Source organism: Methylobacterium mesophilicum (genome assembly GCF_036441335.1).
Lineage (GTDB): Bacteria > Pseudomonadota > Alphaproteobacteria > Rhizobiales > Beijerinckiaceae > Methylobacterium > Methylobacterium mesophilicum_B.
Window position 1 is genome coordinate 1 of the sequence record NZ_MLBW01000008.1, and the last position, 18,247, is coordinate 18,247.

Genomic DNA, 18,247 nt, shown 5'->3' on the forward strand with positions numbered 1-18,247 from the left:
TCGTTCGGCCATCTTCTACACCGATGACAACCAGCGTCGGGCCGCACCCGGCGTCGCGAGGCCGGCTTCGGCATAGTAGCGCAGCATGTCGTCGCCGTAGACGGCCTTCATGCCCCAGGGCATCAGCGTCGCCGACAGGGTGACGAGGCCCGTGTAGACGATCATCAGGTGGAAGGGGAGCGCCAGCACGCCGACCACGTTGTGGGCGTCGAGCCAGCCGCGCTGCGCCGAGCGGTCGCGCCGGAAGGTGAAGAAATCGGCGAAGATCCGCCGGTGCGTCACGATCCCGGAGATCAGCGCGATCAGCAGGACCATGGCGCAGGCCGACACGATCCAGCGGCCCCAGATCGGCGGCAGGCTCAGCTCGAAGTGGAAGCGATACAGGAAGTCGCCGCCGCGCGTGTCGCGGACGCGGGCCGGCTCGCCGGTCGCGGGATCGAGGAGCGCGTGGTGGAACGGCCCGCTGAAATTCTGCCACCAGTAGACCTCGACGGCCGAAGTCTCGGCGTTCGGCAGCTTGATCGACCAGCCGGCCGCGTCCGGCATGGTCCTGCGCAGGAAGGCGCCGGCCCGCGTCGCCGCTGCGGCGGGATCGGGGGCTGTCGCGGACAGTTCCGGCCGCATCCAGTCCGAGATGTCGGTGCGGTAGTAGCTGGCGGTGCCGGTGACGAAGATCGCGAACAGCACCCAGCCGACCACGAGGCCGGACCACGTGTGCAGCCACGCCATCGCCTGGCGGAAGCTCCGCCCCGCGCTCACGCGGCCGCCCCGTGCGCGAAGGCGCCGGCGAGCCACAGGGCGCCGGTCAGCAGGAGCGCCGTCAGGCCGAGGCCCAGCGTCGCCCGGCCGAGCGTGCGGGCCGCGAAGACCCAGATCACCGCCCCCGCCATGATGGCGAAGCTCGCGAGCGTGCCGGCGGAGACCGCCTCGGCCCGCGGGAGGGGGAGGAGCAGCGCCAGGAGCGCGCTCGCCAGGGCGGCGACCGCGTAACCGCCGAGGGCCGCGAGCAGCACCCGGCCGGCGATCGCGACGCGGTCGATCAGCGTCGGCATGGCACGGGCGCTCATGGCGCCACCTCTCGTTCCCGTGAACCCATGGCGCGACCTAGCAGCGGCCGAAGCCGCGGCGCAACGCCTATGTTCCGGAACGATTCCAGTGTGAAACGAGGTGTTTAGGACCAAGCATGGCGGCGCAACCCGAGGTCCTGCCCCGCGCTCGCCCGATCCGAATCAGGGGCCGACCAGTCCCGACGCCGCGTCCCGACCGGACTTGCGGATCGCGACGGCCGCGTTCCGCGCGCTCGGCGGCAGATCGGCCCACGGGTCCGGCTTGGCCGAGGCCGCGGCGGACCCGGATGCCGGGCCGGCGATCCGGCCGTCGCGCGCGTGTCCCCAGCCGTAGCCCGCGTTGATCCCCGCGTAGAAGCCCGTGAAGTCCTCGGCCCGGGCTCCCCCCGCGAGCAATATCAGAGCCGTGGACAGAGCGAGGCGGCGCATGGATCGTCCCCGAACGAGGAAGGCGGCGGCCCCGGAGGGGGCCGCCGCCTCGCAGTCTTCGCGCGGATCGCGGCGGGAGAGAGACCGCCGCGTGATCCTCAATCCTCGACGTTGATGCTCTGGGCCTCGCGGCCCTTCTGGCCCTCGACCACGCCGAGCGTGACCTGCTGACCCTCGGCGAGCGAGTCGAGACCGGCGCGCGACAGCGCGGAGCGGTGCACGAACACGTCCTTGCCGCCGTCGTTGACCGAGACGAAGCCGAAGCCCTTGGCGGGATCGTACCACTTCACGGTGCCGCTCATCTCGACCGACGGGCCGCTGGCGAAACGGCCACCGCCGCCACCGCCACCGCCGCCGCCGTAGCCGCCACCGCCGCCGTAACCACCGCGATCGCGGTCGCCGTAGCCGCCGCCGGCACCGAAGCCGCCGGTGCGCGGACGGAACTCACGCCGGGGCGCGGGCGCCTCGGCCGTGGAGGTGTCGACGCTGGTGACGCTCGTGACCTGCGGGCCCTTCTGACCCTGGGCCGTCGTGACCGTCAGCCGGGTGCCCGGCATCAGATCGTCGTGGCCGGCCGCCTCGACAGCGCGGATGTGGAGGAAGGCATCGCCCGAACCGTCGCCGAGTTCGACGAAGCCGAAGCCCTTCTCCTTGTTGAACCACTTGACCGTCGCATCGCGCTCCGGTCCGGACGCGACCGGAGCCGCGCCACGCGACGGGCCGCGGTCGAAACCGCCCCCGCCGAAACCACCGCCGCCACCGCCGAAACCGCCGCCGCCGTATCCGCCGCTGGGGGGAGCCTGATCAGGCCATCTCGGCTCGCCACTCTCGTCGAAGCCGCGCTTCTGCGGCCCTCTGAAATCACGACCACGTCCCATAGAAAGCTCGCAAAAACCGTCCGCCGCCCTTGTCTCGAATACCGCGTGCGCGCCATCCCAGACAGCCCACGCCCCGCACTATCATTACCCCAGGTCGCGGTAACCAAGAATAACGCCCCAGTCCTGACGCAATCGGGCCTTGACCGCAAGGACCTTCTTGGCCCAGAGGCGCCCGTTTCGTTACTTTCTTGCGGCAAACAACGGAGTCCGTCCCCGTCTCCCGGGTGGGCCTTTCTCATTCGAGGGAAGGCGTTAGCGAAACGCAAAGGCTGTCCGGCTAGACTGCCCCCCGCGCCCCGCAGAACCGGCCGGCCATGATCGCGACACCGACTTTCCCCGATCTCTCCGCTCTTGTGGTCGACGAGAGTCTCTACATCCGCCGAATCGTCCGCGACATGCTGATGCGCGTCGGCATCAAGCGCGTGCTGGAGGCGCCGGACGGGGCCGAGGCGCTGGGCGTGCTCGCCGAGAGCAAGCCCGACATCAGCATCATCGACTGGGACCTGTCGATCCTGTCCGGCGAGGAGTTCATCCGGCTCGCGCGGACGCCGACCACCTCCCCCTGCCCCACGATCCCGATCATCCTGATGCTGGCCCAGCCCCGCCGGAACGTGGTCGACCGGGCCGTGGCGCTCGGCGTGAACGAGATCATCGCGAAGCCGTTCTCGCCCAAGACCCTGTGGTCGCGCCTGGACGAGGTGATCAACCGGCCCCGCCCCTACTCGCAGGTGAAGAGCCTCCTGCGCCCCATCCCGCGCCGGGCCAGCGCGATGAAGGCCGTCGCCTGACCGCGACCGCGATCGGGCGTTGCAGTTCCCCGCCGAGCCTGTAGGGTCGCAGATCAAGTAAGGCCGAGCGCGCTGCTCAAGGCCGACCCGAAGGATCGACGGCCGCGCCGATGAGGGACGAGACCGCCGCGGCCGCGCCGTCCCGAATCCAGACCGGCGCGGTGCCGCTCCAGACGCAAGCCCCCGTGCCGGGCCGCGAGCGTCGCCGCGCCGCCTACGCGGCGCTCGACCTCGGCACCAACAATTGCCGCCTGCTGGTCGCGGAGCCGACCTTCAGCGGCTTCCGCGTGATCGACGCGTTCTCGCGGATCGTGCGACTCGGCGAGGGGCTCGGCACGTCCGACCGCCTGAGCGAGGCGGCGATCGAGCGGACCGTGGAGGCCCTGCGGATCTGCCGGGCCAAGATGCAGGCCCGCGGCGTGCAGCGCGCCAAGATCATCGCCACGGAGGCCTGCCGCCTCGCGGTGAACGGCGCCGCCTTCGTGGAGCGCGTCCGCCGCGGCGTCGGCCTCGACCTGGAGATCGTCGACCGGCAGACCGAGGCCTATCTCGCGGTCACCGGCTGCGCGGCGCTCGCGGACCCGCTCGCCGAATCCGTCATCATCTTCGACATCGGCGGCGGCTCCACCGAGATCGCATGGCTGGACGGGGCGGCCGCCAACCCGTCGACCGACCCGACGCTGCGGATCCGGGCCTGGGATTCGCTGCCGGTCGGCGTAGTCACGCTCGCCGAGCGCCACGGCGGCGCCGAGGTCACCCGGCGCATGTTCGAGGGTATGGTCGAGGAGGTGGCCGAGAAGCTCTCGGCCTTCGCGCTCCGCGCCGCGCCCGCGGCGACGGCGCCGCATTTCCACCTGCTCGGCACGTCCGGGACCGTCACGACCATCGCGGCGATGCATCTGCGGCTCGCCCGCTACGAGCGTCGGCGCGTCGACGGGTTGTGGATGAGCGACGATGCGGTCTCGACCGCCATCGACGACCTGCTCGACACGCGCCTGGAGCAGCGCGCCGACAACCCCTGCATCGGCCGCGACCGCGCCGATCTCGTGCTCGCGGGCTGCGCGATCCTCGAGGCGATCCGCCGGGCGTTCCCCTCGGAGCGCCTGCGCATCGCCGATCGTGGCCTGCGCGAAGGATTGCTGATGAACATGATGCGGGAGGACGGGGTCTGGAACCGGAAGGCGGTCCGATGAGGGCGGCGCGATGAGCGACCGGCGCGGCGGCGCGAGTTCCGGCGGCGGCGTCCGGGGCGAACTGAAGCAGCGGGTGAAGACCGGCCGCGGACGGACCCTGTCCCAGAAGCGCTGGCTCGAGCGCCAGCTCAACGATCCCTACGTGGCCCGCGCCAAGCGCGAGGGCTACCGGTCCCGGGCTGCCTACAAGCTCCTGGAAATCGACGAGCGCTACAAGCTCCTGCGGCCCGGCCAGAAGATCGTCGATCTCGGCGCCGCGCCGGGGGGCTGGTCGCAGGTGGCCGCTCGGGTGGTCGGGCCGACGGGCCGGGTCGTGGGCATCGATCTCCTGGAGATCGAGCCGATGGCCGGGGTCGAGTTCATCACCCTGGACTTCCTCGATCCCGAGGCTCCCGCCCGGCTGACCGGCCTGCTCGGCGGCCCCGCCGACCTCGTCATGTCCGACATGGCCGCCAACGCCACCGGCCACAAGAAGACCGATCACCTGCGCATCATCGGCCTCGCCGAGACCGCGGCGGAGTTCGCCCGCGAGATTCTGGGGCCCGGAGGCGCCTACCTCGCCAAGGTGCTCCAGGGCGGCACCGAGGGCGCGCTGCTCACCGACCTGAAGCGCGACTTCGCCACGGTCCGCCACGTCAAGCCGGCCGCGAGCCGGGCCGATTCGAGCGAGCTCTACGTGCTGGCGACCGGCTACCGCGCACCGTCCCGGGCCACGCCCTCCGACGAGGGCTGAGCCGCCCGGCGATGCTGCTCGCCTGGGCCCTGTCCGTCCTCAACCCGGCGCCGCTGCCCCTGCGCCGCCTCGGCTACGTGCGGCAGAGCGGCCTGCTCCACGCCCGCTCGCGCCGCTGCCGGGCGGCCTGGGCGCCCCACCTCGGCGGCGCGGCGCGGCCTCGGCGCGGGGGGCCCGCTCCGGGCGAGCCTCGGGACGGGCCTCCGGCCGATTCTCGGCGCGCGGGGCATCGCCACGCCCGTTCTCGTAGCGGCCCTGGTCGCCGCGATTGTCCTGACGCGAGTCCTGGCGGCCATCCTGCCGATTGTCCGGACGGTCCTGGCGATCCGGCCGGCCCTCGTGCCGCTCCTGGCGGTAATCGGAGCGGCCGTAATCCTGGCGGTCCTGACGATCCTGCCGGTTCTCCTGGCGATAGTCCTGCCGCTGGTAGTCCTGGCGCTGATAGTCCTGACGCGGCTGGTCTTGGCGCCGGTAATCCTGGCGGCCGTTGTTGTCGAACCGGCGCTGGTCGCGGTTCTGGAACCGGTCGCGGCCCTGGCGGCCGTCCTGATTCCCGTCCGGACGGCTCTCGTAGGGCTGCGGCTGCTGGCCGGGATCGTTGTCGTCGTAGCCGTTATAGGCGTGACCGTTCTGCGATCCGCCGTTGCCCTGGGCGTCGTCGTCGCCCTCATCCATGTCATCGTCGTACGGACGACTGGCATAACCACCGGTGTTGGCCGGACGATTCTGGTCCTGAGCACCGGAGACAATACGGAAGTAGTGCTCGCCGTGCTGAAAGTAGTTCTCGGCCGCGACCGGATCGCCGGCCGCCAGAGCATCCCGCGCGAGCTGCGCGTACTTGTCGGCGATGTGCTGCGCGGTGCCGCGGATTTTGACGTCGGGACCGTTGGATTCGTAGGAGCGCGTCAGCGGATTCGGACCCTTCGGCCGGTTCCGGCCGCGCATCCGTCGATTCTGGTTTGGTCTCATCGGTCTGTTATGACCCTCGTTCACGCAAACGACTGTCTACGGAGGCGCCCGGGCGGATCTCGTGGCGCGAACCGGCCAAGCGCATCCGGCGGCGCCGCGCGTGGGACCGCTCTCCGGTCCGCGCGTCTGCCTGACCACCCCTCGAACCGGGCGCCCGGTGAAAGCCGCCGATCCTCAGTCGATTGTCAGGTTCGAATGTGTCGTCCCGCCGCGCTGGCACCGGCGCGTTCTGGTTCGACGGGTTAGGGGGATCAGCGAACCAATCGGCGACCCATGGTCACCACCGACCTTACAGCCGTCCGTCTTAACGGACGGTTCGCGATCTTCAAGCCGACTCTAGCGTTCCCCGGTTGATGCAACAAGCAATTTTTCGGTGCCGGGATGGTCGACCCAGACTTAGGCATCCCTGTGGCCGGATAAAAGACCCTCCGGCCGGTCGAAACACAGGACTCGGTCATGACCGGCAAGATCGCGGGTCAACCCGCGCTCGCGATAGCCGGCGGCGCGCGCGAGGTCCGCGACGGCCTCCGCCTGGTCGTAGCCGATCTCGAGCACGAGCAGGCCGCCCTGCGCGAGGCGCGTGCCGGCCCCGTCGAGGATCCGCCGATAGGCGTCGAGCCCGTCGGTGCCGCCGTCGAGGGCGGCCGCCGGGTCGTGCCCGCGAACCTCCCGCTCCAGTGTCGCGATGACGGCGCGGGCGATGTAGGGCGGGTTCGAGACCACGAGGTCGAAGCGGCCACGCAGGGCGTCGCACCAGTCGCCGGCGACGAAGCGGGCCCGGTCGCCGACGCCGTTGGCGGCGGCGTTGTCCCGGGCGACGCGCAGGGCGCCCTCGGAGCGGTCGAGCCCGACGCCGGTGGCGCGCGGTCGCTCGGACAGGAGGGCGGTCAGGATGCAGCCCGTCCCGGTCCCCAGGTCCAGGCAGCGGAGCGGCGCCGCGCGGTCGGGCCGCGCGGCCAGCGCGACCTCGACCAGGATCTCGGTGTCCGGGCGAGGCACGAGCGTGTCGGGCCCGAGCCGGAACGGCAGGCCCCAGAACTCCCAGGCGCCGAGGATGCGGGCGACCGGCTCGCTGGCCGCGTCCGCCGCGCCGACGCGGCGATCCCCCTCGATCAGCAGGTCTCGCGCCTCCAGGCCGAGGAGGCCGAGCAGCAGGAACCGGGCGTCGCCCGCCGCCTCGGCGACGCCACCCGCGTGCAGGCGCGCCGTCAGCGCGCGCAGCGCCTCGCGGCGGGTCAGGTCCTGCATCGCGTCCGGCGTCACGGCGCGGATCAGGCCATGCCCTCGGCGGCCAGCAGTTCCGCCTGGTGCTCGGTGATGAGGGCGTCGACCACCTCGTCGAGGGCGGTCCCCGCCATCACCTCCTCGAGCTTGTACAGGGTCAGGTTGATCCTGTGGTCAGTCACCCGCCCCTGCGGGAAATTGTAGGTCCGGATCCGCTCGCTGCGGTCGCCGGAGCCCACCTGCGCCTTGCGGTCGGCCGCCCGGGCCGAATCCTTGGCGCTGCGCTCGGCGTCGTAGAGCCGCGCCCGCAGGAGCGCCATGGCGCGGGCCCGATTCTTGTGCTGCGACCGCTCTTCCTGGACGAACACCACGATTCCGGTCGGCAGGTGGGTGATGCGGATCGCCGATTCCGTCTTGTTGACGTGCTGGCCGCCCGCGCCCTGGGCCCGCATCGTGTCGATCTTCAGGTCCGCGTCGTTGACGTGGATGTCGACCTCCTCGGCCTCGGGCAGCACCGCCACGGTGGCGGCCGAGGTGTGGATCCGGCCCTGCGTCTCGGTGTCGGGGACGCGCTGCACCCGATGGGCGCCGCTCTCGAACTTGAGGCGGGCGAACACGCCCCGGCCCTTCACCTCGGCCACGACCTCGCGGAAGCCGCCGACCGTGCCCTCGCTCTCGGAGATTACCTCGACCCGCCAGCCCTTCGACTCGGCGTACTTCGCGTACATCCGGAACAGGTCGCCAGCGAACAGGGCGGCCTCGTCGCCGCCGGTCCCGGCGCGGACTTCCAGGATCGCGCTCTTCTCGTCGGCGGCGTCCTTCGGCAGGAGCAGGAGCTGGAGGGTCCGGTGGGCGGCCTCGAGCGCCTCCTGCGCCTCCGGCTTCTCCTCGGCGGCGAGCGCCCGCATCTCCGGATCCGTGCCGGGCTCGTCGATCAGGGCCTCGACGCCCGCGAGATTGTCCAGGGCGGCGCGGTAGGCGCGGATCGCCGCCACGACCGGGTCGAGGTCGGACAGCTCGCGGGAGAGCTGGACCACGGTCTCGGGATCGATCTCGCCGGAGGCGAGCTGCGCGGTGACGATGTCGTGCCGCGCCAGGATGGCGTCGAGGCGCTCGGTGGGAAAGGGGATCATCGCCCGTGTTTCTGCAGGTCTGCGCGTGCGGTTCCGGGCCGGGCGCGGGTCTCGTCCTGCGGGACGGAGCTGCGTGGCTTGGAGGTTCAGGACCCGGCGGGACGTCCCCCAAATCCACGCCTCGTCCGTCCGAGAGCGGAAGCCGCGGCGCGTCGACCGAAATCGTCGTGGCGTTGCCGTACAACCCCGGCCGAATGTTCGGCAAGGGTCGCTATCGCGCTTAGATAGGGATGCCGTGCGCGTGCGCGAAGGCCGTGAGCGCCGGGCGCAGGGAGTCGCCGTCGTGCATCCGCGCCATCTCGGCGTCGATGAGTTCGGCGACGGCGGCCGCGTCGAGGCTCAGCACCATCGCCTTGACCGGGCCGATCGCGGCCGGCGACATCGACAATTGCCGGTAGCCGAGGCCGATCAGCGCCATGGCGTCGAGGGGCCGGCCGCCGATCTCGCCGCAGACGGTGACCGGGCACGAGGCCGCGTCGGCCCGCTCGGCGATCAGCCGGAACGCGCGCAGCGCCGCGACGCTCAGCGGATCGAACCGGTCGGCGACCCGCCGGTTCTCCCGGTCCACCGCGAACAGGAACTGCATCAGGTCGTTCGAGCCGACCGAGAGGAAGTCGGCCTCGCGGGCGATCTCGTCGATCTGGAACAGGAGCGAGGGGACCTCGATCATCGCGCCGAGGCGGCAATCGGTCGGAAGCCGGTAGCCGTGCCGCTTCAGGTAGGCCTTCTCGCGCTCGACGATGCCGCGGGCGCGCACGAACTCGTCCACCGTGGCGACCATCGGGAACATGATCTTGAGCGGGTCGCCGTCGGCGGCCTTCAGGAGGGCGCGCAGCTGCATGCGCAGCAGAGCCGGCCGGTCGAGGCCGATGCGGATCGCCCGCCAGCCGAGCGCCGGGTTCTCCTCCTCGAGCTTGGCCATGTAGGGCAGGATTTTGTCGCCGCCGATGTCGAGGGTGCGGACCGTGACGGACTTGCCCGCCGAGGCCGCGAAGACCTTGCGGTACAGCTCTTCCTGCTCGGCCGCCGACGGCATGCGCTGCGCGACCATGAACTGCAGCTCGGTGCGGAACAGGCCGACGCCCTCGGCGCCCGTCTCCTGCAGGTGGCTGAAATCCACCAGCAGGCCGGCGTTGAGGTGCAGGCCGACGCGCACGCCGTCGCGGGTCTGGGCCGGGACGTCGCGGAGCGCCCGGTACTGCTCCTGCCGGCGGGCGCGCAGGCGCACCATCTCGGCGTAGGCGGCCTCGACCTCGGGGCCGGGCCGGACATGGATCTCGCCCGCCACGCCGTCGACGATGATGGCGTCGCCCGCGTCGCACAGGGCGGTGGCGTTCTCCACCTCGCCGACCGCCGGGATCCCGAGCGCCCGGGCCACGATGGCGACGTGGCTGGTCGGACCGCCCTCCTCCAGGACGATGCCGCGCAGGGTCGAGGCCTCGTAGTCGAGGAGCGCGGCCGGCCCCATGGTGCGCGCCACCAGGATGGCGTTCTCCGGCAGCACCAGGGCGCCGGCCGCCTCGGGGCCGATCAGGGTGCGCAGGACGCGGTTGGTGAGGTCGTCGAGATCGTGCAGCCGCTCGCGCAGGTACGGATCGGACTGCCGCATCATCCGGGCGCGGTTGTCCGACTGGACGCGCTCGACCGCTGCCTCCGCGGTCAGGCCCGAGCCAACGGCCTCGCGCATCCGCCGGAGCCAGCCCTTGTCGTGGGCGAACATCCGGACCGTCTCGAGAACCTCGCGCGATTCCGCGGTGCCGATCCGGTCGCCGCGCTCCACCAGGGCGTCGATCGCCGATCGGACCTCCTCGATCGCCGCGTCGAGGCGCGCGACCTCGCGCTCGACGTTCTCGGCGATCAGCGTCTTCACCACGACGCGGGGCTCGTGCAGCACCACGTGGCCGAGGCCGATGCCGTCCGCGAGGGCGATGCCCCGGGCCAGGACCGGGCGGCGGGCCGCCGTGCCCGCATCGGGCGCCAGCCCCTCCAGCTCGCCCGAGGCGATCATCTCCGAGAGCACCATGGCGGTGGTCTGGAGCGCCTCGATCTCCTCCTCGGAGTAGACGCGGTAGGTCTTGTTCTGGACCGTCAGGACGCCGAGCGTGTTGCCTGCGCGCAGCAGCGGCACGCCCAGGAACGCGTGGTAGGCCTCTTCACCGGTCTCCGGCCGGTAGGAGAAGGCCGGGTGGTTCTGGGCGTCGGACAGCGAGAGCGGTTCGGCCGTGCGCGCGATGAGGCCGACGAGGCCCTCGTCGGTGCGCATGCGGGTCTGGTGCACCGCCTCGCGGTTCAGGCCCTCGGTGGCGAACAGCTCGAGGGTGTTGTCGTCGCGCAGCACGTAGACCGAGCAGACCTCGGCCACGACGTTGGCGGCGATCAGGACGACGATGCGGTCGAGGCGCGCCTGGGGACTGACCGGCTCCGCCATCGCTTCGCGGAGGCGGCGCAGCAGCAGGCGCGGGCCTCCGGGCGCAGCGGGCATCGGTTCGTCGTTCCAGCGTCGGTGAGTGGCCTTGGCGTCGACCACCCTGCAACCTTGGCGCCAAACCCGGGACGGTCGGCGCCGGAAGGGCCGGACCGCTGGCCCCAGAGGCGTTCTGGGATCGGCGAATCGGCCCGTGACTGTTCAGTTCACACCACGCGCCCCGCTCGAACCCGCGTCCCAGGCTCAGGCCTGGTCCAGGCCGTATAGCGAGTGAAGCGTGCGCACGGCAAGCTCCGTATAGGCGGCGTCGATCAGCACGGAGAACTTGATCTCCGATGTGGTGATCGCGCGGATGTTGATGCCCTTCTCGGCGAGCGCCCGGAACGCCTTGGCGGCGACGCCCGCGTGGCTGCGCATCCCGACGCCGATCGCCGACACCTTCACCACGTCGGTGGCGCCCTCGATCTGCGCGTAGCCGATCTGCGCGCGGGCCTCGTCGAGGATCTTCCGGGCGCGCTCGTACTCGGCGGACGGCACCGTGAAGGTCATGTCGGTGGTCGACTGGTCGCCCGACACCGTCTGGATGATCATGTCGACGTTGATGTTGGCATCCGCCAGCGGCCCGAAGATCGCGGCGGCGACGCCCGGGCTGTCCTTGACCTTGCGCAGGGTGATCTGCGCCTCGTCCCGGGAGAAGGCGATCCCGGTGATGATCTGCTGTTCCACGATGTCGTCCTCGTCGCAGATGAGGGTGCCCGGGCGCGCGGCGTCCGGCGGATCGAAGGAGGACCGGACCGTGGTCGGAACCCGGTGGACCATGGCGAGCTCCACCGAGCGGACCTGCAGCACCTTGGCCCCCAGCGAGGCCATCTCCAGCATCTCCTCGAAGGTCACCCGCTCCATGCGGCGGGCCTTCGGGACGATGCGCGGGTCGGTGGTGTAGACGCCGTCCACGTCCGTGTAGATGTCGCAGCGCTCGGCCCCGATCGCGGCCGCCACGGCCACCGCGGAGGTGTCGGAGCCGCCGCGGCCGAGCGTCGTCACGCGGCCGGTCTCGTCGTGGACGCCCTGGAAACCGGCGATCACCGCGACCTCGCCCTTGGCGAAGCCCGCCTCGAGATTCTTGGGATCGATCTCGGCAATGCGGGCCGAGCCGTGCGCGTCCGAGGTGACCACCGGGATCTGCCAACCCTGCCAGGAGCGGGCCTTGATCCCGTCCTTCTGGAGCGCGATCGCCAGAAGGCCGGCTGTGACGAGCTCGCCCGACGCGACGACGGCGTCGTACTCGCGCGGATCGTAGAGCGGGTTCGCGTCCTTGACCCAGTCGACCAGCTCGTTGGTCTTGCCCGACATGGCCGAGACGATCACGGCGACCTCGTATCCGGCCGCCACTTCGCGGGCGACGTGGCGCGCCACGTTGCGGATACGGTCGACGTTGGCGACGGAGGTGCCGCCGAATTTCATCACCAGACGGGGCATGGTCTCTCGGTCGCGGGTTCCCGGTGGCGATTGGACGGGCCGCTGCAGCCCCGTCCGGACGGTGCCCGGCGGGTACAAGCGGCCCGGGAGAGTGTCAACAACCGGCCAAGCATGGCGCCCGCGCGCCGCGGCGACTTCCGTGCGAACGTCGTGCTAGAGCGCGGACACGACGCAGCAACGACACAGCCAAGACGCCGCGCGGCGGATCCCGCCCGTCGGCATGAGGACGGAACGCGCATGGACAGGGCAGCCACCGACCGGGTCACCGACGGGTTCGTCGACCGCGGCGAGGTTGCGCGCTTCGACGCGCTCGCCGCCACGTGGTGGGACGAGACCGGCCCGATGCGCGTCCTGCACCGGTTCAACCCGGTGCGGCTCGCCTACATCCGCGACGCCCTCTGCCGCCGGTTCGGCCGCGACCCGAAGACCCCCTTCCCCCTCGAAGGGCTGACGATCTGCGACGTCGGCTGCGGAGGCGGCGTGCTCTCGGAACCGCTGGCCCGGCTCGGAGCCCGGGTGACCGGACTCGATCCGGCCGAGCAGAACGTCGCGGTGGCCCGGGCCCACGCCGAGGCGGCCGGGGTGCCGGTGGACTACCGCGGGCAGACCATCGAGGCGGTGGTCGCCGGCGGCGAGCGCTTCGACGCGGTGCTGATCATGGAGGTCGTCGAGCACGTCTCCGACATGCCGGCCTTCGTGCGGACCGCCTGCGCGGCCGTGAAGCCCGGCGGCATGCTGTTCGGGGCCACCCTCAACCGCACGCTGCGCTCCTTCGCGCTCGCCATCGTGGGCGCCGAGTACGTGCTCGGCTGGCTGCCGCGCGGCACGCACGACTGGGAGAAGTTCGTGACGCCGGACGAGCTCGGCCGCGCGATCCGGGCCGGGGGGCTCGACGTCACCGACACGGTGGGGGTCACCTACAACCCGCTGACGGACGGCTGGCGCACGAGCCGCGACAAGGCGGTGAACTATATGGTCGCGGCCGAGCGCTCGGCGTGAACGCGTCGCGGACCGCGCCGTTGGCATCGCGGCGGAGGACGCGGCGATGCTCGAGAAGATTCCCGGTTTGATCGGCGAGGCCCTGTCGGGGCTGAAGGCGGGCCTCGACAAGACGGCGTCCCGCGCGGACTTCCCCGATGTGCCCGAGACCGTGAGCCTGTCGAGTCCGGCCTTCTCCGACGGCGACGACCTGCCCGCGCGCTTCACGGCCGACGGCGCGGGCGTGTCGCCACCCCTCGCCTGGAGCGGACTGCCGGAGGGCACCGCCGCGCTCGTCATCCTCGTTGAGGATGCGGGCAGCCCCACGCCGCGGCCGCTGGTCCATCTCATCGCGTGGTCGGTCCCGCCGAATCTCGCCGCGCTGCCAGAAGGCGCGCTGCCGAGCCCAGGGCACGCGGGCACCGTCCGGGCGGTCGGACGCAACAGCTTCCTGCGCGCGGAGTGGCTGCCGCCGGACCCGCCGAGCGGGCACGGGCCGCATCCGTACCTGTTCCAGCTCTACGCGCTCCGGCTTCCCCTCGCCCTGGACGAGGGGCCGGGCCGCGGCGCGCTGATCGAGGCCATGTGCGGTCAGGTCCTCGCCAAGGGGATATTGACCGGCATTTACCATCGGCCCTGATCGGGCTGTCATCGCCGCGATACAGCTCAGCCCTGTCGAAGCTGCGCGTTGTGCCGCATTCGTGATCTCAGTATTGTGTCGACCAATGAAGCGGTCTGGGCAGACCGCCTGAAAATGGCTGGAGATCGAGCCTGTGGGCGTCGACGTGCGCGCGAAGCGGCGGGGCGGCAGCAGCGTGGCGCGGGCGCTCGCTGTGTCGCATGTCGGGACTTGGACCTGGCACATCGGCGACGATGTGCTCCGGTGCGACCCCGTCGCCGCGACGATGCTGGGCCTGCCCAGGACGAAGAGCGGGAGCGGCACGACCTTCGGAGCCTTCCTGGACCGCATCCACCCGGAGGATCGGCGGCGCATCGCGCAGAACCTCGACGACTTGCGCCGGCAGGGCGGCCTGTTCATCGCGCAGCACCGGACCGTCCCGGCGCCCGGTGAGGTCCGCTGGGTCCTCGCGCGCGGCCGCTTCATCCTGAGTAGCGAGGGCAGCGTCAGCGAGGCGCACGGGATCGTCATCGACGTGACCGAGTGCGGCCGCGACGGCTTCCTCGACGAGTCCGCCTTCTGCGCGACCGACGTGGCGGCCGGCGGTATCGACCGCGTCGCCGAGATGGCCCTGGCCCTCTACAACGCTGCCGAGGACGGCCTGCCCCAGCTGGGCTTCGAGCGCCTGAAGCCGCTGCTCGACGTGCTGCTGCACGAGATCGGCCGGCAGCTCGTGCTCGCGCCGGCCGTGCCGGATCTCGACAGGGTCCATTGAGCCGGCCCGCCTCCGCACGATCGCCGTCGCGCCTTGCCTTCCGGGGGCGAATCCTGATATGGCCGCGCCATCCCGCGATGCGTGAGCCGTGATCGCTGGACGCGACCCCGCGTCCCGCCTCGTGACCACGTTCCCGATACCTTGCACAACGGACGGCCCTCCGGGCTCGAGAGACCCATGAAGATCCGCAACTCCCTCAAGTCCCTGCGTGGCCGCCACCGCGACAACCAGCTCGTGCGCCGCAAGGGCCGGGTCTACGTGATCAACAAGACCCAGAAGCGCTTCAAGGCCCGCCAGGGCTGAGGCTTCTCCGCCCGGCCCAGGCCGGGTCGGACGACGATCGACGTTGGGACGGCCGCGCCCGGAGGGGCGCGGCCGTTTCCGCATGCGCGCGGCACCGCGGCACGTTGACGGATGCCGGGCCCGCGCACAGTCTGGCCGCATGACGCCGACCCGCATCCTCGCCGCCCTGGTCTGCCTGTCGGCCCTCGCCGCGACGGTGCCGGCGCAGGCAGCTCCGGACACGGCGCGTCCCGGCCGCGCCGCACCCGAGGCGAAGCCGGCGCCCAAGCCGCCGAGCCTCGATGACCTGTTCGCGCGCCTGCGCGCCAGCGAGGATCCGGCGGAAGCCAAGGGGATTGCCCGGCTGATCGAGCGGCGTATGGCCGGGTCGGGCAGCCCGACGGCCGACCTTCTCACCGACCGCGCCCGTCAGGCGGTCACCGACCGCGACTTCCCCCTGGCGGCCGAGCTGATGGACCGCGTCACCGCCCTCGAACCGAACTGGTCGGAGGGCTGGAACCGGCGCGCGACGGTGTTCTGGCTGCTGTCGGACAAGGACGACGCCCTGGCGGACCTGCAGCGGGCCCTGGTGCTGGAGCCGCGCCACTTCGAGGCCTGGGCCGCGATGGGCCGGATCTACGAATCGCTCGACGACAAGGCGCGGGCTCTGGCCGCCTTCCGGCGGGCGCGGTCGCTCTACCCGCAGATGGAGAAGATCGGCGAGGCGATCAACCGCCTCACTCCGGAGGTTGACGGCCGCGACCTGTGACCCGGGTGACCGCCGTCCTCCTCACCCTTCTGGCCCTGCCCTTCGCCCTCGCCGGCCTCGTGCTGGCGGCCGGCGCGCTGGCGACGCTGGTGATCACGCTCCGGGTCGGTGCCGCCAACCCGCCCGCGGGTCCGTTCGTCACGGTCACCGGGGGGCGGCTCGCGACCCTGCAGGACGGGCCGGCCGACGGGCCGCCCCTCGTGCTCCTGCACGGTGCCTCGGCCAACGCGTCGGATCCCATGGAGGGGATCGGCCGCCGGCTCGCGGCGCGGGGCTTCCGGGTCATCGCCTTCGACCGGCCGGGTTTCGGCTGGAGCGACCGGATCGGCGGCGGCGACGCCGCGCCGCCCGCCGCGCAGGCCGGGCTGATCGCGGAGGCGCTGGAGCGCATGGGCGTCGGTCCGGCGCTCGTGTTCGGCCATTCCTGGGCCGGTGCCCTCGCCCTCGCCCTCGCGCTCGACCACCCGGATCGGGTCTCGGCCCTCGCCCTGGCGGCGCCGGTGGCGATGCCCATGCCGGACCGGATGCCCGACCTGCCCTGGTACTGGCGGCTCGCCGTGACCCCGCCGGTGGCGTGGCTGCTCAGCCGGACCGTCGGGCTGCCGATCGCGCGCCACTTCCTGCCCGAGGCGGCACGCCGGGTCTTCCAGCCGCAACCGCCGCGGGCGGATTACCCGGACTTGGCGCGGTCGGACCTGGTCCTGCGGCCCGGAACGCTGCTCGCCAACGTCCAGGACCTGCTCGGCCTTCCGCGCGCCCTCGCGGCGCAGAGCCCGCGCTACGGCGCGATCCGCGTGCCGACCCTGGTGATCTCCGGCGAGGCGGACCCGATCGTCCGCGCCGACACGCAGGCTGTGCCGCTGGCCCGCGCGATCCCCGGCGCGCGGCTGGTGCTGCTGCCGGGCATCGGCCACATGCTCCAGTACGTCGCCGCCGATCGGGTCACCGAGGAGGTCGCCCGGCTCGCCGGCGCGGCGGGCGCGGCCGGTCCGGAGCCGGCCGTCGCGCACTGACGCGCCGGTCGGCCCCGTTCGCGTACCCCGGTGCCGTCAGGCCTTCTCGGCATGCTCGCGGGTGATGAAGGTCAGCCGTACGAGGTTGGTGGCGCCCGGCGTGCCGAACGGCAGGCCGGCCACGACGATCACCCGATCCCCCACGGCGGCGAACTTCTCGCGCACCGCGAATTTGGCCGCGCGGAACGACATGTCGTCCACGTCGCTGGCGTCCTTGGTGACGATCGGGTGCGTGCCCCAGGCCAGGGCGAGGCGCCGGGCGGTCTCGCGCCGGGGTGTCAGGGCGATCACCGTGGCGTTCGGTCGCTCGCGCGACAGCCGCAGGGCCGTGGAGCCGGAATTGGTCCAGGCCATGATCGCGTCGAGGCTCAAGGCGTCGACCATCTGGTGCGCCGCCGCCGCGATGGCGTCGGCCGCCGTCTCGTCGGGGGTCGCGCTCTGCGCCCGGATGATCGACCAGTAGATCGCGTCCCGCTCCACCTGCTCGGCGATGCGGTTCATGGTCTCCACGGCCCCGATCGGGTGGGCGCCCGAGGCGCTCTCCGCGGAGAGCATCACGGCGTCGGCGCCCTCGTAGACCGCCGTCGCGACGTCGGAGACCTCGGCCCGGGTCGGCACCGGCGCGGTGATCATCGATTCGAGCATCTGGGTGGCCACGACCACCGGCTTGCCGTAGCGCCGGGCACCGCGGGTGATGCGCTTCTGAACGCCCGGGACCTGCTCCAGCGGCATCTCCACGCCGAGGTCGCCGCGGGCGACCATCAGCCCGTCGGAGATCTCGATGATCTCGTCGAGGCGCGCCAGCGCCTGCGGCTTCTCGATCTTGGCCATCACCAGGGCGCGGCCGGCGCAGACCTTCTTCACCTCGGCCACGTCCTCGGGACGCTGGACGAACGAGACGGCGATCCAGTCGGCGCCGGCGTTCAGGCCGGCATCGAGGTCGGCCCGGTCCTTGTCGGTCATGGCCGGCACCGGGATCACGGTGTGCGGCAGAGACACGCCCTTCCGGTTCGAGATCCGGCCACCGACCTCGACGCGGGTCACGGCCCGGTTGTGCGCCGTCTCGAGCACGGTCAGCCGCAGCTTGCCGTCGTCGACCAGGATGGCGTGGCCCGGCTCCAGCGCCTCCAGGATCTCGGGGTGCGGCAGGTGGCAGCGGGCGGCGTCGCCGGGCGTCGGGTCGCCGTCGAGGACGAAGGTGCCACCGGCCTCGATCATCGCGGCGCCCTCCGCGAAGGTGCCGAGCCTCAGCTTCGGCCCCTGCAGGTCGACCAGAATACCGATCGGCCGCTTGGCCTCGCGCTCGATGGTGCGGATCGCCTCCACCTTCTCGGGCAGCTTCCCGCGCGGCAGGTGGCTCATGTTGAGCCGGAATACGTCGACGCCGGCGCGGAACAGCCGCTCGATCATCTCCGGCGAATCGGAGGCCGGACCGAGGGTGGCGACGATCTTCGTGCGGCGTGACCGTTTCAAGCGTATTTCCTCCGTGTTCT

The 18,247-nt window shown here is 71.9% G+C and carries 18 protein-coding genes and 1 pseudogene; 9 read left to right on the forward strand and 10 right to left on the reverse strand.

The window, feature by feature from the left end; genetic code table 11:
- Nucleotides 1-51: 51 nt before the first annotated feature.
- The 4 genes and pseudogenes from MMR14E_RS05895 to MMR14E_RS05910 all read right to left on the reverse strand — a co-directional run.
- Nucleotides 52-729, reverse strand: a pseudogene (locus tag MMR14E_RS05895) (PepSY-associated TM helix domain-containing protein); the annotation flags it as partial.
- 26 nt (nucleotides 730-755) lie between these two features.
- The gene (locus tag MMR14E_RS05900; protein ID WP_331313260.1) at nucleotides 756-1,067 is read right to left on the reverse strand and encodes an iron transporter; all 312 of its coding nucleotides are present in this window, start codon (nucleotides 1,065-1,067) and stop codon (nucleotides 756-758) included.
- A 162-nt stretch (nucleotides 1,068-1,229) separates the two neighbouring features.
- The gene (locus MMR14E_RS05905; protein WP_331313261.1) at nucleotides 1,230-1,496 is read right to left on the reverse strand and encodes a hypothetical protein; all 267 of its coding nucleotides are present in this window, start codon (nucleotides 1,494-1,496) and stop codon (nucleotides 1,230-1,232) included.
- A 98-nt stretch (nucleotides 1,497-1,594) separates the two neighbouring features.
- Nucleotides 1,595-2,374 (reverse strand): cold shock domain-containing protein, encoded by a 780-nt coding sequence (locus tag MMR14E_RS05910; RefSeq protein ID WP_331313262.1) that lies wholly within the window; start codon nucleotides 2,372-2,374, stop codon nucleotides 1,595-1,597.
- Nucleotides 2,375-2,688: 314 nt separating this feature from the next.
- Here MMR14E_RS05910 and MMR14E_RS05915 point away from each other — a divergent pair, with 314 nt between their 5' ends.
- The 3 genes from MMR14E_RS05915 (at nucleotide 2,689) to MMR14E_RS05925 (ending at nucleotide 5,088) form a co-directional block, all read left to right on the forward strand.
- A complete protein-coding gene (locus tag MMR14E_RS05915; RefSeq protein ID WP_012317168.1) occupies nucleotides 2,689-3,162 on the forward strand; it encodes a response regulator in 474 nt (157 codons plus the stop codon).
- A 110-nt stretch (nucleotides 3,163-3,272) separates the two neighbouring features.
- Nucleotides 3,273-4,355 carry a Ppx/GppA phosphatase family protein gene (locus tag MMR14E_RS05920; protein WP_020091512.1) on the forward strand — a complete coding sequence of 361 codons (1,083 nt, stop codon included), beginning with the start codon at nucleotides 3,273-3,275 and terminating at the stop codon, nucleotides 4,353-4,355.
- Nucleotides 4,356-4,365: 10 nt separating this feature from the next.
- Nucleotides 4,366-5,088: an RlmE family RNA methyltransferase gene (locus MMR14E_RS05925; RefSeq protein WP_331313263.1), complete on the forward strand. Its 723-nt coding sequence runs from the start codon at nucleotides 4,366-4,368 to the stop codon at nucleotides 5,086-5,088.
- Between the two features lie 39 nt (nucleotides 5,089-5,127).
- Here MMR14E_RS05925 and MMR14E_RS05930 read toward each other — a convergent pair whose 3' ends face one another.
- The 5 genes from MMR14E_RS05930 to MMR14E_RS05950 form a co-directional block, all read right to left on the reverse strand.
- Nucleotides 5,128-6,033, reverse strand: a complete 906-nt coding sequence (locus MMR14E_RS05930; RefSeq protein WP_331313264.1) for a DUF4167 domain-containing protein — start codon at nucleotides 6,031-6,033, stop codon at nucleotides 5,128-5,130.
- 420 nt (nucleotides 6,034-6,453) lie between these two features.
- A complete protein-coding gene (gene prmC / locus MMR14E_RS05935; RefSeq protein ID WP_331313265.1) occupies nucleotides 6,454-7,320 on the reverse strand; it encodes a peptide chain release factor N(5)-glutamine methyltransferase in 867 nt (288 codons plus the stop codon).
- Between the two features lie 8 nt (nucleotides 7,321-7,328).
- Nucleotides 7,329-8,414 carry a peptide chain release factor 1 gene (gene prfA, locus MMR14E_RS05940; RefSeq protein ID WP_331313266.1) on the reverse strand — a complete coding sequence of 362 codons (1,086 nt, stop codon included), beginning with the start codon at nucleotides 8,412-8,414 and terminating at the stop codon, nucleotides 7,329-7,331.
- 220 nt (nucleotides 8,415-8,634) lie between these two features.
- On the reverse strand, nucleotides 8,635-10,896 hold the full coding sequence (ptsP, locus tag MMR14E_RS05945; protein ID WP_331313267.1) for a phosphoenolpyruvate--protein phosphotransferase: 2,262 nt from the start codon (nucleotides 10,894-10,896) through the stop codon (nucleotides 8,635-8,637).
- 186 nt (nucleotides 10,897-11,082) lie between these two features.
- Entirely contained in the window at nucleotides 11,083-12,318 is a 1,236-nt protein-coding gene (locus MMR14E_RS05950; RefSeq protein ID WP_331313268.1) for an aspartate kinase, read from the reverse strand.
- A gap of 237 nt (nucleotides 12,319-12,555) precedes the next feature.
- Between MMR14E_RS05950 and ubiG the strand changes: the two genes are divergently transcribed.
- From ubiG to MMR14E_RS05980, 6 genes are all read left to right on the forward strand, one after another.
- Nucleotides 12,556-13,317 (forward strand): bifunctional 2-polyprenyl-6-hydroxyphenol methylase/3-demethylubiquinol 3-O-methyltransferase UbiG, encoded by a 762-nt coding sequence (ubiG, locus tag MMR14E_RS05955; protein WP_331313269.1) that lies wholly within the window; start codon nucleotides 12,556-12,558, stop codon nucleotides 13,315-13,317.
- Between the two features lie 46 nt (nucleotides 13,318-13,363).
- Nucleotides 13,364-13,936: a YbhB/YbcL family Raf kinase inhibitor-like protein gene (locus tag MMR14E_RS05960; RefSeq protein WP_331313270.1), complete on the forward strand. Its 573-nt coding sequence runs from the start codon at nucleotides 13,364-13,366 to the stop codon at nucleotides 13,934-13,936.
- Between the two features lie 133 nt (nucleotides 13,937-14,069).
- The gene (locus MMR14E_RS05965) at nucleotides 14,070-14,690 is read left to right on the forward strand and encodes a PAS domain-containing protein (protein ID WP_331313271.1); all 621 of its coding nucleotides are present in this window, start codon (nucleotides 14,070-14,072) and stop codon (nucleotides 14,688-14,690) included.
- 177 nt (nucleotides 14,691-14,867) lie between these two features.
- On the forward strand, nucleotides 14,868-14,993 hold the full coding sequence (ykgO, locus tag MMR14E_RS05970) for a type B 50S ribosomal protein L36 (RefSeq protein WP_003601867.1): 126 nt from the start codon (nucleotides 14,868-14,870) through the stop codon (nucleotides 14,991-14,993).
- Nucleotides 14,994-15,132: 139 nt separating this feature from the next.
- A complete protein-coding gene (locus MMR14E_RS05975; protein WP_331313272.1) occupies nucleotides 15,133-15,741 on the forward strand; it encodes a tetratricopeptide repeat protein in 609 nt (202 codons plus the stop codon).
- A complete protein-coding gene (locus MMR14E_RS05980) occupies nucleotides 15,738-16,754 on the forward strand; it encodes an alpha/beta hydrolase (protein ID WP_331313273.1) in 1,017 nt (338 codons plus the stop codon). The genes MMR14E_RS05975 and MMR14E_RS05980 overlap by 4 nt, the downstream gene beginning before the upstream one ends.
- 36 nt (nucleotides 16,755-16,790) lie before the next feature.
- On the opposite strand, the gene pyk is transcribed toward MMR14E_RS05980, so the two are convergent.
- Nucleotides 16,791-18,227, reverse strand: coding sequence for a pyruvate kinase (pyk, locus tag MMR14E_RS05985; RefSeq protein ID WP_331313274.1), 1,437 nt, complete (start codon nucleotides 18,225-18,227; stop codon nucleotides 16,791-16,793).
- Nucleotides 18,228-18,247: the final 20 nt, after the last annotated feature.

Bases quoted from the DNA above. Each gene is read 5' to 3' on its own strand.
- MMR14E_RS05900 (WP_331313260.1), bottom strand. From the start codon at position 1,067: ATGAGCGCCCGTGCCATGCCGACGCTGATCGACCGCGTCGCGATCGCC.
- MMR14E_RS05905 (WP_331313261.1), bottom strand. From the start codon at position 1,496: ATGCGCCGCCTCGCTCTGTCCACGGCTCTGATATTGCTCGCGGGGGGA.
- MMR14E_RS05910 (WP_331313262.1), bottom strand. From the start codon at position 2,374: ATGGGACGTGGTCGTGATTTCAGAGGGCCGCAGAAGCGCGGCTTCGAC.
- MMR14E_RS05915 (WP_012317168.1), top strand. From the start codon at position 2,689: ATGATCGCGACACCGACTTTCCCCGATCTCTCCGCTCTTGTGGTCGAC.
- MMR14E_RS05920 (WP_020091512.1), top strand. From the start codon at position 3,273: ATGAGGGACGAGACCGCCGCGGCCGCGCCGTCCCGAATCCAGACCGGC.
- MMR14E_RS05925 (WP_331313263.1), top strand. From the start codon at position 4,366: ATGAGCGACCGGCGCGGCGGCGCGAGTTCCGGCGGCGGCGTCCGGGGC.
- MMR14E_RS05930 (WP_331313264.1), bottom strand. From the start codon at position 6,033: ATGCGCGGCCGGAACCGGCCGAAGGGTCCGAATCCGCTGACGCGCTCC.
- prfA (WP_331313266.1), bottom strand. From the start codon at position 8,414: ATGATCCCCTTTCCCACCGAGCGCCTCGACGCCATCCTGGCGCGGCAC.
- ptsP (WP_331313267.1), bottom strand. From the start codon at position 10,896: ATGCCCGCTGCGCCCGGAGGCCCGCGCCTGCTGCTGCGCCGCCTCCGC.
- MMR14E_RS05950 (WP_331313268.1), bottom strand. From the start codon at position 12,318: ATGCCCCGTCTGGTGATGAAATTCGGCGGCACCTCCGTCGCCAACGTC.
- ubiG (WP_331313269.1), top strand. From the start codon at position 12,556: ATGGACAGGGCAGCCACCGACCGGGTCACCGACGGGTTCGTCGACCGC.
- MMR14E_RS05960 (WP_331313270.1), top strand. From the start codon at position 13,364: ATGCTCGAGAAGATTCCCGGTTTGATCGGCGAGGCCCTGTCGGGGCTG.
- ykgO (WP_003601867.1), top strand. From the start codon at position 14,868: ATGAAGATCCGCAACTCCCTCAAGTCCCTGCGTGGCCGCCACCGCGAC.
- MMR14E_RS05975 (WP_331313272.1), top strand. From the start codon at position 15,133: ATGACGCCGACCCGCATCCTCGCCGCCCTGGTCTGCCTGTCGGCCCTC.